At 61.4% G+C, this 15,196-nt stretch carries 15 protein-coding genes and 1 pseudogene; 12 read left to right on the top strand and 4 right to left on the bottom strand.

All coding sequences use genetic code 11. The annotated features are described in order from the left end of the window. Positions 1–212, top strand: a pseudogene (locus ABI_RS13295) (sensor histidine kinase); the annotation flags it as partial. 229 nt (positions 213–441) lie between these two features. Here the strand turns inward: ABI_RS13295 and ABI_RS13290 are convergent. Then, on the bottom strand, positions 442–1,380 hold the full coding sequence (locus tag ABI_RS13290; RefSeq protein ID WP_245531352.1) for a hypothetical protein: 939 nt from the start codon (positions 1,378–1,380) through the stop codon (positions 442–444). Between the two features lie 82 nt (positions 1,381–1,462). Between ABI_RS13290 and ABI_RS13285 the strand changes: the two genes are divergently transcribed. The 5 genes from ABI_RS13285 (at position 1,463) to ABI_RS13265 (ending at position 6,335) form a co-directional block, all read left to right on the top strand. Beyond that, the gene (locus ABI_RS13285) at positions 1,463–1,792 is read left to right on the top strand and encodes a DUF1491 family protein (protein ID WP_006273526.1); all 330 of its coding nucleotides are present in this window, start codon (positions 1,463–1,465) and stop codon (positions 1,790–1,792) included. A gap of 208 nt (positions 1,793–2,000) precedes the next feature. Next, a complete protein-coding gene (locus ABI_RS13280) occupies positions 2,001–2,261 on the top strand; it encodes a hypothetical protein (protein WP_006273525.1) in 261 nt (86 codons plus the stop codon). Between the two features lie 52 nt (positions 2,262–2,313). After that, the gene (locus ABI_RS13275; protein WP_245531351.1) at positions 2,314–3,300 is read left to right on the top strand and encodes a cation diffusion facilitator family transporter; all 987 of its coding nucleotides are present in this window, start codon (positions 2,314–2,316) and stop codon (positions 3,298–3,300) included. 83 nt (positions 3,301–3,383) lie between these two features. Continuing rightward, on the top strand, positions 3,384–4,055 hold the full coding sequence (gene trhA / locus ABI_RS13270; protein WP_006273523.1) for a PAQR family membrane homeostasis protein TrhA: 672 nt from the start codon (positions 3,384–3,386) through the stop codon (positions 4,053–4,055). A gap of 675 nt (positions 4,056–4,730) precedes the next feature. Then, complete coding sequence (locus ABI_RS13265) at positions 4,731–6,335, top strand: peptide chain release factor 3 (RefSeq protein ID WP_006273522.1); 1,605 nt, start codon at positions 4,731–4,733, stop codon at positions 6,333–6,335. Between the two features lie 64 nt (positions 6,336–6,399). Here ABI_RS13265 and ABI_RS13260 read toward each other — a convergent pair whose 3' ends face one another. After that, positions 6,400–6,807: an MAPEG family protein gene (locus ABI_RS13260; RefSeq protein WP_040309247.1), complete on the bottom strand. Its 408-nt coding sequence runs from the start codon at positions 6,805–6,807 to the stop codon at positions 6,400–6,402. Further along, the gene (locus ABI_RS13255) at positions 6,808–7,131 is read right to left on the bottom strand and encodes a DUF8200 family protein (RefSeq protein WP_006273520.1); all 324 of its coding nucleotides are present in this window, start codon (positions 7,129–7,131) and stop codon (positions 6,808–6,810) included. It lies immediately after the preceding gene. Positions 7,132–7,228: 97 nt separating this feature from the next. On the opposite strand from ABI_RS13255, the gene ABI_RS13250 reads away from it, so the two are divergent. The 4 genes from ABI_RS13250 (at position 7,229) to ABI_RS13235 (ending at position 12,363) form a co-directional block, all read left to right on the top strand. Continuing rightward, complete coding sequence (locus ABI_RS13250) at positions 7,229–7,825, top strand: TetR/AcrR family transcriptional regulator (protein WP_157138893.1); 597 nt, start codon at positions 7,229–7,231, stop codon at positions 7,823–7,825. 94 nt (positions 7,826–7,919) lie between these two features. Beyond that, positions 7,920–9,260: a hypothetical protein gene (locus tag ABI_RS13245; RefSeq protein ID WP_006273518.1), complete on the top strand. Its 1,341-nt coding sequence runs from the start codon at positions 7,920–7,922 to the stop codon at positions 9,258–9,260. Between the two features lie 134 nt (positions 9,261–9,394). Next, a complete protein-coding gene (locus ABI_RS13240) occupies positions 9,395–11,011 on the top strand; it encodes a methyl-accepting chemotaxis protein (RefSeq protein WP_006273517.1) in 1,617 nt (538 codons plus the stop codon). 194 nt (positions 11,012–11,205) lie between these two features. Next, the gene (locus tag ABI_RS13235) at positions 11,206–12,363 is read left to right on the top strand and encodes a glycoside hydrolase family 130 protein (protein ID WP_006273516.1); all 1,158 of its coding nucleotides are present in this window, start codon (positions 11,206–11,208) and stop codon (positions 12,361–12,363) included. Here ABI_RS13235 and ABI_RS25955 read toward each other — a convergent pair. Next, positions 12,356–14,080, bottom strand: a complete 1,725-nt coding sequence (locus ABI_RS25955) for a hypothetical protein (protein WP_211211167.1) — start codon at positions 14,078–14,080, stop codon at positions 12,356–12,358. The two genes, ABI_RS13235 and ABI_RS25955, sit on opposite strands and share 8 nt — an antisense overlap. Positions 14,081–14,345: 265 nt before the next feature. Here ABI_RS25955 and ABI_RS13225 point away from each other — a divergent pair, with 265 nt between their 5' ends. After that, positions 14,346–14,900: a hypothetical protein gene (locus ABI_RS13225; RefSeq protein ID WP_006273514.1), complete on the top strand. Its 555-nt coding sequence runs from the start codon at positions 14,346–14,348 to the stop codon at positions 14,898–14,900. A 7-nt stretch (positions 14,901–14,907) separates the two neighbouring features. After that, positions 14,908–15,196: hypothetical protein (locus tag ABI_RS25695; protein ID WP_040309245.1), on the top strand; the 289-nt coding region annotated here is incomplete at its 3' end.

The following is a 15,196-nucleotide window of genomic DNA, read 5'->3' as shown; positions in this document are numbered from 1 at the left end:
TGGCCAGCACGCTGGGCGAAGGCACCAAGGTGTCGGTATTTTTGCCGGTGGGGCAGGGGGCAGCACAGTCCGATGAAGCGTCCGCCGCCGCGCAGGACGCGGGCTTGCAGGCAGCGGCGCGGGCCGCGGTCAATCCGCTGGAGGACTATACCCAGACGCCGGAATTGCTCACCGGATTTGGCGACTTCGTCATCCGCCCGCCGAAGAGTTGAGAACGCCCGTCTTCCGCGAAGCGGAAGGGTCCGTAAGATTTGAACCACGGATGGACACGGATGAACGCGGATTTCCGGTTTGCCTCGAACAAACCGCGAACCGGCCTTTACCTGTGATCCAAATATGATATTCCGCTCCGCGGTTTATTCCGGATAAACCGGAGATCCGAGTCTATCCGAGTCCATCCGTGGTTCAAAGCCTTGCGGACCAAGCGGTCTCACAGCACTTTCAAATCTGCCAACCCGACGGTAGGTTGATCCAGGTCAGGCCCGTCACGAAATCGCCGACCTCGAACCGGACATAGCGCGGGCCATCATCGCATTCGAACACCACCACAATGTCCTCGCGCGGGTCCAGCATGCCGATAGCCGGGAAAGCCCGGGACGGAAAATCAAAACGCACCGCCTCCACCGGACTCTGGTCGCCGACATACTTGCCGGTCAGGCTGAAGCCGGCGGAATTGACCTTCACATGCGGTGCCAGGTGGGCCTGAGTCGTGCGGGTGGCGCGGGCCATGAAGCTAAGCGCGCCGGCTTCCGACAGCCCCATCGGCGCATCGCGGCTGACATCGTAAGCCGCCGGGTTGATCAGGCCGACCGCCACCCGCGAGGTATCGCGAACCAGAAGCCGCGCGCTATAAGGCCGCGCGCCGTCCTTGAAGCTGGCCATGACGGCGAAACTGTAACGGTCGACGGCGCCATACAGGCCAAGCGCGGCATCGATGCCGGGGGCATTTTGATATTGCACCAGCCGCCAGCGCGCTTCGCTGCCATGGGCGCGCGTGCCGGTCCAGGCCGTGCGGCCGGTTGGCAGGTCGAGGGAGGTCTGCGCCAGGAACCGGCGGAAGCCGCCGCGCGCCAGTTCGGCTTCGGCGGTCACTTCAGGCGCGTCACAGGGGGCGGCGGCAGCGGCACTGCGCGCCTTGGCCAGCCACGGGCTCAGCGCGGACATATCATGGCCGGCGCGCAGGACACTGTTGCGCGCCTGGACATAGCCGGCGGCCAGGGCGCGCGCAGCGGGAGCGTCCAGCAGATGGCACCGGGCATTGACTTCTTTTAGAAAATAGCGCTTCACCGCGACGGCCGCGATATCGCCCTCAGCCATGGCAGTCGGCGCCAGCGCGAACGCGGCGGCGGCCATCAGGACGGATATGAACGGTTTGGCCACGCGCTTGCCTTGGCTGGAGGACTCCATAAGTCGTCTATAAGCCATCAGGGTTTATGGCCGGTTGGGAAACAGGGTTAAGCATATGTTGCTGTCGGCGGATCTTTGGGTAGGCGCCTTACTGCGCCGGGTGGGGCAGGCGGGTAGCTTCGCCCATGTCTCGCGCAAGGGCGACGCCCGGGCGGGCTCGGTCATCGTCAAGGTGCTGAACCAGCGTACGCTTGACGCCTATGTCCTGCGCGAGGCGACGACCGGCGAAGAGTCCATCTGGATGCGGCCGGTCGAAACGGTGAGCGAGCCCGATCTCGACGCCTGGATCACCCGTCAGATCCGCTATGACCCCGACTTGTGGGTGATCGAGATCGAAGACGCCGAGGGCCGCCACTTCCTGACCGAAAAGGTCGATTTGCGGTAAACGCCGCTGTTAACCGTCTTCCTACACCGGATGGCAAACGCTTTGTGAGAGATTGGATGCGTAGTCCAATACAGTAGCGAGGCGTCCTTTTGTACTTCCTGTTGAACGATATGGTCCTGGAATTGGAACCCTCGCGGATGATGCACCCCTCGACGCCGAGCGCTTTTCCGCGCTGAGCGCTGAGTATATCTCGCAACTGGGCCGGGAAATGTTCGCGGAAGACGCCTTTGCGCATCGCAAGAACCCTGAACGCGCGCGTCGCCTGGCCTATCTGATCCACCTGAAGATGCCGCGTATCAATGCGGCGCAGTTCTTCGTGACCGTCGCCAACGGCAACCCTGCCAGCGTCGAAGCCAGCTTCAAGTCGCTGAACGAAATGGCCATGGGGATGATGTACGATCAGCAGACGCGGGGGCAACTCGACGCCCAGAAGGTCGACCACGCCGTCTGGCACCGTATGGCGGCCTGATCCGGCAAAGAGGCTGAACGAGCTTAAACAGCGGCCTTTTGTGATGGGTAATTTGGCATCTCATCTGGCACGGCAGTTGGAATTCTCCTATGTTGCGGCCATGGCGCACGATCACGGACATCACGAACATCACCATGACCACAGCCACGGTCACGACCACAGCCATGCCCCGCAGGACTTCGGCCCACGCTTCCTGATCGCCGCGGCGCTCAATGCCGTCTTTATCGTTGCCGAGCTCATCTATGGTCTGGCCTCGCAGTCCCTGGCGCTTCTGGCCGACGCCGGTCATAATTTCAGCGACGTCGTCGGCCTGCTTCTGGCCTGGGTGGCGTGGGGGCTGGCAAAACGCAAGCCCGGTCCCAACTTCACCTACGGCTACCGCAGCGCCTCGATCATCGCCGCCTTGTTCAATGCCCTGCTGCTGTTCGCTGCCGTCGCCGTCATCGTCTGGGAGGCCGTCCGCAGGCTTCAGACACCCGCCGCCGTTGAAGGCGAAACCGTCATCTGGGTAGCGGCGCTGGGAATCCTGATCAACGGCGTTACCGCCTGGCTCTTCGTCGGCGGCCAGAAGGACCTGAACATCAAGGCCGCCTTCGCCCACCTGGCCATGGACGCCGTGGTCTCGGCGGTGGTGGTGGTGTCCGGCGTGGTGCTGCTCTACACCGGTTGGGCCTGGGTCGATCCGGCCCTGTCAATCCTGGTCTCCGGCGTCATTATCTGGGGCACCTGGGGGTTGCTGCGAGAGTCTACCGGCCTGGCGCTGCAAGGGGTGCCAAAACACATCGACTACGCCAAGGTGAAAGCCTGGCTGGCCTCCCAAACCGGCGTCGGCGAAGTCCACGACCTGCATATCTGGGGCATGAGCACGACCGAAGTTGCCCTTACCGTCCACCTGGTCATGCCGGACGGTCATCCGGGTGATGCCTTCCTGCACGAACTTACCCACGAACTGGAGCACGATTTCGGCATCGGCCACGTCACAATTCAGATTGAGACCGGGACGCATCCGTGTGGCCTGGCGCCAGATGACGTCATATAGTTGACGTGGTATAATGACCACGCTGCGCAAATCTTCATCATTCGTGAATTGACGTTGACGTTCGCGTAAGGTTATCTGGCGACATGACTCTCGAACAACTCTCTGACAAGCTGGCGCATTATCCGACCCGATGGGCGCGGCATGCCGATATGATCGTGCACATTGTCGGCCTCGCGCTGGCCTTGTTCGGTGGCGGTGTCGCCCTGGGCCTGGCGGTCAGTCACGGCCTGATGGGGCTGGTCGCTGCGGTGACGGTTTACGCCATCGGTTTCATCGCCATGCTGGCCTTTTCCATGGCCTACAACTTCGCCAAGCCGTCGTGGCAGCCCTTTCTGCGCCGGCTCGATCATGCTGGCATCTTCTTGATGATCGCCGCCAGCTATACGCCGTTTACGACCCAGGCGCTTGAAGGCGGCTGGGCACTGTGGATGAGCGTGGCAGTGTGGACTTTGGCGGCCCTGGGTATCCTGGGCAAGCTGTTCCTGCCGGGGCTGGGCAAGGCCTTCTGGGTGGTCCTGTATCTGGTCCTGGGCTGGCTGATTGTTGTCGCCATCGTGCCTATGGCGCAGAATGTCCCTCTCGCCGCTATGATCCTGCTGGCCTTGGGGGGCGTCGCCTACACGGTCGGGACCATCTTCTACATGCGCAAGTCGCTGCAGTTCCGCCGCGCCATCTGGCACGGCCACGTCCTGACCGGCGCGACCCTGCACTATGTCGCCGTGCTGGTCGGCGTGGTGATGGTCGGGACGAACTGATCGCGTTTGTCTGGCGCGTTCCCGCGCGCTTTTCAAAGCCCGGCGCAAGGGTCGTTGAATTCGAATATGTTTGAATGGGCCGATCCCGCGGGCGGCAAACGGAGGTCGCTCGCGCACCTGTATCGGCACGTCTCTATGCGGCCTCGCCCGGATTCCAGGCAAAAAAAAGCCCGGGACAAGCCCGGGCCAGTTTACAGGGAGGAAACGCCCAAGAAGGGCAACGACGTAAAAACGTCGAACAAGTTGAATATATGCTGCGGTGCACACGAATGCAAGCGCGATAACGCCCGTTCTCTTCAACTGTCGTTACAAATATTTCTATTGTCGTACAATCTTCGTGATCGCAACGGCGCCCCCCGATTTCGCTCTTAGGGCCATGACATCGTCCCTTATCAGGAAGGGATTGTGGCATGGATTTGGCATCAGAGGCACCCGCAAAAAAAAAGCCCCTGGCCGGGCGTATCCGGCCATTTATCAAACCGAATACTGCCGATTCGGCGGCGCGTTTCGGGTCGAAGGCCCCCCGGCTATGGCGGGTGGGTGACATGGCGCGACAAGGCCGAGGACGCACTTGCAATATGGGATGGCCGCCGAAAAGGCGGGCGAGAGGCCTCTCATCCTCCGCCCGTGCCGAAAGCTTTGACTTTTGCCGGCCATGGCCTTATCGCCACCGCCATGGCCCATACCCCCGAAACAGAAGCCAAGCGTCGCCGGACGTTTGCCATCATCTCCCACCCCGACGCCGGTAAGACCACCCTGACCGAGCATCTGCTGCTGGCCGGGGGATCGATCCGTGCCGCTGGCCAGGTCCGGGCGCGCGGCGAAAACCGCCGCACCCGCTCCGACTGGATGAAGATCGAACGCGAACGCGGTATCTCGGTGTCGTCCTCGGTGATGACCTTCGAGCACGCCGACCTGATGTTCAACCTGCTCGACACGCCGGGCCACGAAGACTTTTCCGAAGACACCTACCGCACCCTGACCGCCGCCGACGCCGCCGTCATGGTGCTGGACGCCGCCAAGGGCATCGAGCCGCAGACCCTGAAACTGTTCGAGGTCTGCCGCCTGCGCGACATCCCGATCATCACCTTCATTAACAAGATGGACCGTGAGGCCGAAGACCCCCTGGCCCTGCTGGACGAGGTGGCCTCGAAGCTGCAACTGGACCCGTCGCCGCTGTACTGGCCGGCCGGGTCAGGCAACCGCTTCCGTGGGATGGTCGAACTGACGACCGGCCTGTTCTACCCCTTCACCAAGCGCGAATCCGGCGCCGACTACGACCAGGGCCACGAAGATCCCGTGCCTTTGGCGCAGGCGGTGACGGCCGGGCTGCTTGATGCCGCCGAACTGGCTGAGGTGACGGAGACCGCAGAACTGGTCGCCGGCGGCTTCAAAGCCTTCGATGTCGAAAGCTTCCTGGAAGGTCATATGACCCCGGTCATCTTCGGCTCGGCGCTGCGCCACTACGGCGTCAACCAGCTTCTGGCCGCGCTGGGCGCCTATGCGCCGCCGCCCAAGCACGTCAAGGCCGAGAAGGCCGGCGTCGATACGGCCATTGATCCGGGCGACAAGGAAGTCACCGGCTTTATCTTCAAGGTCCAGGCCAATATGGACCCCAACCACCGCGACCGCATCGCCATGCTGAAACTGACCTCGGGCCGCTTCCAGCGCGGCATGAAGCTGAAGGTCCAGAACACCGGCAAGCAGTTATCCGTCAATGCGCCCATCATGTTCTTTGCCTCCGACCGCGAACTGGCCGAGGAAGCCTTCGGCGGCGACGTCATCGGCATCCCCAATCATGGTGTGCTACGGGTGGGCGACAGTCTTTCGGAAACCGGCATTATACGCTTCCAGGGCCTGCCGAACTTCGCTCCGGAAATTTTGCAGCGTGTCCGTGTCAAGGACCCGCTCAAAGCCAAGCACCTGAAGAAGGCGCTGGAATCCCTGGCCGAAGAAGGCGTGACCCAACTGTTCCGCCCTGCCATCGGTTCGGACTTCATCGTCGGTGCCGTCGGGCAACTGCAGTTCGAAGTCATGGCCGACCGCCTGGCCAATGAGTACGGCCTGGAATGCGTTTTCGAGCCGTCGCCGTTTTCCGAAGCGCGCTGGCTGTCGGGTACGCCGGATAAGATCGAGGATTTCGCCGGCAAGTATCGCTCGGCCATGGGCACGGACCTGGACGAAGCGCCGGTCTTCCTGGGAAAATCCGCCTGGGAAATCAACTACGTCGCCGAACGCTTCCCGGACGTGCAGTTCCAGCGCACCAAAGAGCGCGGATAACAAAAAGGCCCGGCGGGTTGGATCGCCGGGCCAGTCAGCAGAGACGGCTCACCTAAGGGAAAGGTCAGCCGTAAAGCCCGACCAGGCCGCGGACGATCAGGCCTCCGAGAACCAGCCAGGACACCGAAAACACGCCGAAACGCCACATGACATTGTTGAATGTCGTCTGGATCAGCGAGTGCACGACCCGCAATCCGACATAAGTCCAGGCCAGCGCCGTATTAAGCGCATCCTCCTGTTTGAGCAGCACCAGAACGATGACCACTGCATAGAAGACGGTCGGCGCCTCGGCCAGGTGATTGTAGTTGTCGGCGACATTGCGCGCCCAACTGGGTAGGGTGTCGCGCACCCCTGGTTTGGCCATATGGCGAGCGCTGATCTTCATCTGGATCATGGCCGGGATGCGCGTGGCGTACAACGCCACCCACATAATCAGATGCAGCGCCGCGAGGGCGAGGACGGCCCCTAACATCTACGCCTTGGCGCGGGTGTTGCAGACCGCGATCTCGGCGTCGCTCAAGATTTTGCCGCGCCAGGTGAAGGCGGTCACGGCGCCGGTTTCACTAACCACACGCTTGCACGACCGTAGGGCCGGCATGTCGTCGACGAAGTTCGACTTGCAGTCGGCACCGGTACAGGACCACGCCGCGCCGTCAATAACATACTCGGCCCTGGCCGCTGGCGCGGCCAGGGTCAGGGTGGCGCCTTCGGACGCCGGTTGACGCGCCGCGCTAAAAGACGGAACGATAAGCGCCGCAACAGCGGCGGAAAGAACGATGATTGAGCGAGCCGACATATAATCCTCCATACCCTCTGGATTTTTGTATCGTTTCGCACAATATATATCTGAGTCAAGGATTTTATGCGGTATGGTACAAAAAGACGCGTCGACTGTGACCAAAACACGCGGGCGTCCGCGCGCCTTCAATCCCGTCAAGGCGCTCCACGCTATGCGCGAAGTGTTCTGGCATAAGGGCTACGCCGCCACCTCGCTGGACGACCTGTGCGCGGCGGCGGGCATGAACCGTCCCAGCCTTTACAATGCCTTTAAGGAAAAGGCGGAGGTCTTCAAGGCGGTGCTCGACGACTATGTCGCCGAGGTCAAACCCTTGTACGAAAAGGCCTTCCTGGCGCCGGTGCGCTACAAGGAAGCCCTGCTTCTGGTCTATGAGACGGCCTTCAACATCTACCTGGTCCATACCAAAGGGCTGGGCTGTTTCATGATCGGCGCCGCCCTGACCGACTCGACGCGTGACACCGATGTTGCCGCCATGATCCTGGAACAGCTCCGCAAGATGGACCGCGGCTTCCTCAAACTGGCTCAGGCAGCGGAACGGCGCGGCGAACTCAAGCCGGGCGTGACTCCGGAACAGGCCGCCATCCTGTGCGCCTCGATTCACAATGCCATTTCGGTCCGCATGCGCGCCGGTGAAACCGTCGACGACCTGCGTTGCTATGTTAAACAAGCGGTTAATATTATCTGCGCGTAAACCGAGTTTGGCTGACCGCTTGCAATAGCTCGTTCGAACGAAAGCGGGGCGTATCGTCCTGATACGCTTTTCGTCTTTCACGATGGATCGGGCTATGTTTGAATTCGGCCGTGAATTGAGGCGCATTTTTCGCAATCAGGGGCGGGTCGATACCGACTCGAGCCTGTACGAACTGCTGAATCTCAAACTACTGATCACCCAAGGCCGCAATCTCGACATCGAGGGCGGCCGGGTCTCGACCAAGGATCGCTTTACCCCCTATCTCGAAGCCGCCGAGATCTGGCGCGAATATGCCCGCCGCACAGGTGATCCGGTGGCCCTGCGCCGTGCCGCCACCGCCGCCGAAAGCGCCGGCAAGGAAGCCCGCACCGCCAACGAAGCCGCCCGCGCCGTCCTGGAACAGGCCCAAACCTGTATCCTGGGTGTCGACCTGTTCGAAACCCGCGAACTCCTGACCTCGGCGGAGGACCTGCTGGCCAATGGCCGCGTCGCTGTTCAGGACGACGAGGGACTGCGGGCCAGGTTCAACCGCGTCGAAGCCCGGCTCGCCGCCCGTCTGGCCATCCGTCAGGGCATCAGCGGTGACCTGGAGCTGGCGCTTCTGGCCATGTCGCATATCGACCGCGCCATCGAACGCGCCGACCATCAGGTCCGCCAGACGGGGGCGGCTGGTGACAAGATCGCGGCGGCCCAGGCACGGTTCGAACGTGGCGACCTACTGATGCTGGTTGGGCAGGACCGCTGCGACTCGTCACTGATGACGGCGGTGATCAAGGATTTCGAGGCGCTCCTGGTGCGCCTGGACCCGGCCTATGAGCCGGTGACCCATGCCCGCGTCACGCTGCGCCTCGCCCTGGCCCACATCTGGAAGGGCGAGATCGAAGGCAAGCCGGACATCATCAGTGAAGGCATCGCTCTGCTGTCGAATGACGAGAATGCCATCGATTTCGAGCATTCGCCGCTGGACTGGGCCGAGCACAAGCAGGCCTTGGCCATGGGACTTCAGGCGCTGGCCGAACTGACCCTGAACGAGGAAATCTATGAAAAGGCGATGCAGGTCTACGATCTGGCGCTGAAGCGGCCCTTGCAGAAGGGGTTGCTGCTGCGGGCGCAACTGGCCAATAACCGCGCCACCTGCCTGGCCAAACATGCCGAACTGCGCGGCGACCTGGGGGCGCTGGAAGCGGCAGAGACCGCGTTCAAGGTCGAACTGCGCGGCGTCAAGGCCCAGGACGATCCGGTGGGTTGGGCAATCCTGCAGACCAACTTGGCAAGGTTGTATGTGGCGCGCGGCGACATCACCGGCTTCATGCTGGAACGCGCCGAGGCGGCCTATGCCCTGGAAGCGGCGCTGGAAATCTTCGCCGAGCACGGCCTGAAGTCACTTTCGACCTCGGCTCAGGAACACCTCGACCGTGTTCGCGAACAAGCGTAACTGAAGGCAGTTGATCCCGGACGGTATTTTTTTACGAAGACTTAACCCTAGCTCCCCTAGTTACGCAAACGATTGTAAAAAGCGTAACTATCGGAAATAACTACAATCTTCGGATTGCTCGCCAGGGGAGCAACGTGCGTTTTTCATCTTTGTCTGCAGCCGTTCGAGACGGTCTGCTATCGGCTGCCATTGTCCTGGTCACAGGATTGACGATCGGTACCTTCGTTTACATTAGCGCTGCTGGCGCTTTAAAGCGCGAAGTCCAGTCGAACCTCATCAATTTGGCCAAGAGCGCCGCAGGTCTTACGGATATGAAGGCTCATGCCGGCATTACACGCCCCGACCAACGTGGCGGCGACCAGTATAATCAGGTGCAGACACCGTATAGGGTCTTGCTGAACAGCAACCACGATATTGCCTATATCTACACCATGATCAAACCGGCGGGCGATATCCAGTTCATTATGGATGCCAGTCTGCCGAAGCCCGGTGAAGAGGAAATTCCCACAGAGGTCCTGGAAGTCTACAGCGACGCGACAGCGACGTTGAAGGCTGCTTTTGAGGCCAAGGACATCAGAGTCGAGGATGAAACCTATTCGGACAAATGGGGCACCTTCCTGAGCGCTTATGCGCCCCTCTACGACGGCGAGGTTTTTGTTGGCATGATCGGCGTCGATATACGCGCCGACGCATTCCTCAAACGTATCCATAGCCTCCAGGTCGCCCTTGCCTTGGGCGGCCTGCTAGCCTTCGCCGCCGCCGTCGGTGCCGGTATCCTGACCTGGCGTATTCGCCGCGCAGCCACAGCCAGCGAAACTTCGGCGCGGCATCAGGCCGAAGAACTCATGCGTCTTCAAGCTCAACGTCTTGAGGAGGAGCGCGAGAAGGGACAGCGTGAAGCCGAACGCGGTGAAGCCATTTCGGAACAGGCACGTGCCTTCCGGACGTCGGTGGGCGAACTCCTGAACGGATTTTCCGCAACGGCGGACCAGTTGTCCTTGCGGGCCGATGGCGTTTCCGAGGTCTCGGTTCGAACCTCGAAAGATGCGCTTGAGGCGACGGCAACCTCAGAGTCCGCTGTTGCCCGGTCTCGCAGCGCTGTCACAGCGGCGCACGAGTTGACGGCCTCCATCCAGGACATAGCCCGCCACAGCGACGAATCGCGACAAGTTGCCGCCGCCGCGTCCGACACAGCGGCCGAAGCCGCGCAGCACCTGCGTCATCTAAGTACCAGTTCCGCGCGTGTCGGAGATGTGATCACCATCATTTCCGACATAGCCTCTCAGATCAATCTCCTCGCTCTGAATGCGACGATTGAGTCCGCTCGCGCGGGAGAGGCTGGCAAAGGCTTCGCCGTGGTTGCGACAGAGGTCAAAAATCTGTCGTCACGTGTCGCCTCCGCCAGTCAGGACATCACCCGGCAGATCCAGGATGTCCAGACTGCGACGGACACGACCGCGCGCAGTGTCGAGCAGATCAGCGAGGTCATCACGCGGGTCGTTGAAACCTCCGCATCCGTCGCCGCCGCATTGGAGCAACAACGCGCTGCGACTTGGGATATCGAAAATCACATCACCGCTTCGGTCGAAAGTGTCGAAGGTATTCGATCCAGCTTGGAGCGCGTCCAGGCCGCAGCTCAAGATACCGGTAAGAATGCCGAAGACGTTCGCAGCGGAATTGGGGCGTTGCGCACGGCAGCAAAGGCGCTTGCGACGCGGATCGATGACTTTGCGACTCGCATGAACGGATGACGCGTGTAAGTTACTGGCCCTAACGCAACCCCCTCTCCAATTGTGAAATCTGGTGAGGATCATGCTTCCACCGCCGCCAGGTACCGGGCAAATTTTGGGCAGAGTTGGACGGCTGATGTCCACCCAAAGTTCCACATTGCCTCTTGATGGCAAGGCAATGATGTTGCGCTGCACCTTTCCGCAGGAACACCGTCATGCCCGACAGCCAGGCCCTCCAGGGCGCTGCCACGCAAACGCGCCATTACGATGTCGACAAGCTGGTTCTGACGCCGGACGATATCGACCTGTCGCAGTCCCCACTGCGTGGCCATATCGATCCCGAAACCTATGTCCTGGGCGCCTTCAATCCCGGTCTGTTAAGACTGCCCAATGGCAACCTGCTGATGATGGTTCGCGTGGCCGAAGCCCTGCGTCAGCCCATCTTCGATGGCCATGTCCACGCCATCCGCTGGGATGACGGCCGCTATGTCCTGGATGCTTGGCCGCTGGAGTTGGCCGACACGGCCGACCCGCGCAAATTCACGCTGCATGGCGGGGGCTGGAAGATCATGGCCCTGACCTCTCTGTCGTGGCTCCTGCCGGTCGAACTGACCCCCGACGGCCTCGAACGGGTGGCCATCCACTACGACAAGGCTGTGGCGCCCCAGAACAGCCTGCAATGCTACGGCATCGAGGACGCCCGCTGCTCAAAGGTTGGCGACCGTTGGCTGATGACGACCTGCTCGGTCAGCCCGGAACGCCACTGCACTACGCTCTACAGCTCCGAAAACGGTCTCGACTGGACCTTCGAGGACATAGTCCTCGACCACCAGAACAAGGACATGCTGATCTTCGAAGGCTTGATCAATGGCGAATACTGGGCCCAGACCCGGCCGCTCGGCGACCTCTATTTCGCCTATCCACCGGGCAGCGAATGGCGCGCCGGCCCGTCGATCAACCTGTCGACCTCCAAGGACGGCCTCTACTGGAAGCCTTACCGCAATCCCGGCATCCGGCCCCATTCCGGCACGGTCGCCACCGCGCGGATGGGGGGCGGCACTCCGCCGACCCTCACCGACGACGGCTGGCTGGCACTTTGGCACGGTGTCGAGCCTAAAGAGATTGTCGGCATCTACCGCACCTACTGGTCCATCCTGGATAAGGACGACCCCAGCCAGACCGTGCGCACCGACCACCGGCCGCTGCTGGAGGCCAATCCGGACCTGACCCGGCCGATCGATCATCTGATGTATCTGCGCGACGTTGTCTTCACCACGGGGATTGCCGACGGTGGCGACCACTATGTCGTGGCATCGGGCGAGGCCGACCTGGCCTGCCGCATTACCCATATCCCCAAAACGCTGTTTATTTGACCAGCGAGGTCTGAATCTGCCAGATGCCGCCGGTCGCTGGCAGTGGCTTTACACCTGACAGCGGCGAGGGATTGGACACGGCCGGCGGGTTTGAGTTGTCGGGTGTCGGCAGGGCCGGAGCCGGTGTCTCATAGGTGGCTGGCGTTTCCGGAGTCAGACTGGCCGGTGTCACAGGTGGAGTCACAGGCGCCGTCACGGGAGGCGTCACCGATGGCGTCACGGGCGGCGGTGTCACCACGGGCGGCGCGGGCGGCAGCGGGATGATACAGTCGCGGGTGATGTTTTCCGTTGCCGGATGCACGATCAGGATTTTGACGCCATTAACGACACGCTTGCGCTGGGCGTCGACCACAGAGGCATTAGAGCGTTGATCTTTTGGCTTTACGACGCGGTTGGTTAGCACGTCGCACAGGTTCTTTGCGTTCTGGGGCAATCTCAGGCGATACCCACTGACATTTTCCAGATCGATGCCGATCAGGGCCACAGCCTTGCGTTCACTGGCCGGCCAGGCGGGGTAGGCCTTGTCGACCAGGCTCGTCCAATCGCCAACCGCCTGTTCCAGAAACGCACCATGGGAATCGATCAGGGCCTGCTTGGCGTCTTCGCGCGACAGTTCGGCATTGGCCAGGGGGCCATCCTCATCGTACCACCGGTTCAGTGTGCCGATATCCCAGGTGCGGATGGGGCGGCGATAGCCGTAACCGTGCTCGTACCGTCCTACCGTGGTCGGCAGAACCACCTTGACCAACTGCTTCGCCTGGACATTTGTCGTGCCGAAGTCGAGCTGGCGAATGCCAGTACTGACACCAGAATTCTGGTAGCCGGCATCACCGACCCGGAAAGCATCGGCTGATATATGGATACCCGGCGGTGGCGCTTCGTTCAGTTCGATCAGGTGAGAGGCCAGACAGATCAGGTTGTCGTTTTCCTGGTCGCAGGCGCTGCCGACACGGGCGTGCACGGCAGCGGTCAGGTCCGCCCGCGTCGGGCGGTAGCCCTGGGGCCAGCCTTTGTTGAGGGTCGACAGCCGGTACTGCCGCATGGCCAGGTTGATGAAAGCTTCCGCGACCCACCGGCGCTTGGCGGAGCCCTTTGGCGCCGCCTGGAATTGGGTATTGTAGGCGGTGGTCAACACCCAAGGCCGGGTTACTGAACGGCCATACATCCGTGGGAAGACCCAGAAAAACTGCTTGGACGGGTCGGCGTCGCGCACCCAGGCGGTTTTCAACGACTTCGGATCGAACTCGAGGGTGAAACGGCCGTTTTCAACGCTGGCGCGGATCCGGCCGTCTTCCAACTTCTCCATCTTCGGCTTGTAAACGAAGGGCTGGATAGCATTGCAGTGCGTCTTGGCGTCAAAACCGGGTGTGTTCTCAAAACGGATGCCCAATACGGGCACGCCCTTGGTATAATGGCCGGCAAAGCCGATCAGGGAGTCGACATCCTTGGACAGGTCGATCGGAATGGTCTGTTCATCCAACTGGGCATTGGCGATAGCAGCGCCCAACTGGGCAGGTGCGGCCAGCGGATTGATCAATTCGGATTGAGCGGCGATCATCTGAGCCGCCGTACCGATGGTACTGGTCGCCGATGTGTCCAGAGGCGGCGGCTCGGGCTGGTTGTCGATGGCGCCGCGCGCCGTGTTGCAGGCGGCTTGAGCGAGGCCGGGAACGGCCATCAGCATGATCATCGACGCCACAGCGCGTAAGGAAATCAAGGGGTTCTCCGCTAGAGCCTCATGCCGAAAAGTGGACTGCCACTTTTTTGGCATGAGGCGTTACAAATGTTTGCGCCAAATACATTTCGCGGGAAAGAACGCCCCCAGCGCCGACAGTGGCAAAAGGCAACGGACCTGTCACGGGCAATCACCAAAAACGGTTAATTTTTGTTAACAGCGCGGCTTTCATGTGACGCCGTCGGTCTAGGCGACGGTCCCGAACTCGGTTATGCTGCGAAAAAGACAGGCCTTGCGGGAGGGCATCATGCAGGCACACCGGTCGATCTTCTCGCTGCTGGGCGGGAACATGAAGGCCTATACCCTGAGCTGGGTAGCCACCTTCTTTGCTTCATTGGTCAATTCGGTGTGGACGACCTATGTCTTCCGCTACGACTTCGTTTCCAACATTGACGGCGCCCTGGCCAGCCAGATCGGCGTCATCATGCTGAACCTGCTCTACCTGCTGTGGTCGGTGGTGCTCAGCCGCAAATATCTGTTCGGTATTGGCGCGCCGGTCAATGTGTTTTGGATCCTGCTGAACGCGGCCTTTATCTGCCTGCTGATCTATGCCCCGATGATGGCGTTCAAGCTGTTTGCGCAATTCAACGGCGTCGAGATCAGTGGCAGCGGGGCGCCGCTGTACGACATGGTCGGCAGCTACTCGGATCAGTTGGGGCGGCTGTTTATCGACACCTCGGGCGTGGACGTCGCCGCGCTGCGCGAACAGTATGGCAATGTGATCGAACGCGGCCTGGGGATTTTCAGCGCCCTGATCGCGCTTCTGTATCTTCGGTCGTTCTTCTCGGGCCGGAAAGCTTGATTTATCCATGGCATATCGAAATCCTGCCCTGATCCTGGGTGGCCTGTTGAGTCTGGGCGCGGCTCTGATGCACCTGGCCATCGTCGTCAGCGGGCCGGAAGCCTATCTTTTTTTCGGTGCGGGCGATGCCATGGCCACCATGGCGGCGCGCGGCGATCCGCAGGCGGCGACCATCACTGTCGGCATAGCGGCGGTACTGACCGTGTGGGCGCTGTATGCCTTCAGCGTGGCGACCGGAAAGTTTCATCTCCCGCTGCGCTGGCCGGGCCTGATCGCGGTGACCGCGATCTATCTTA

It is taken from the genome of Asticcacaulis biprosthecium C19, from assembly GCF_000204015.1.
Lineage (GTDB): Bacteria > Pseudomonadota > Alphaproteobacteria > Caulobacterales > Caulobacteraceae > Asticcacaulis > Asticcacaulis biprosthecius.
The sequence above is the reverse complement of the archived record's forward strand: the minus strand, read 5'-3'. Positions and strand labels throughout refer to the sequence as shown.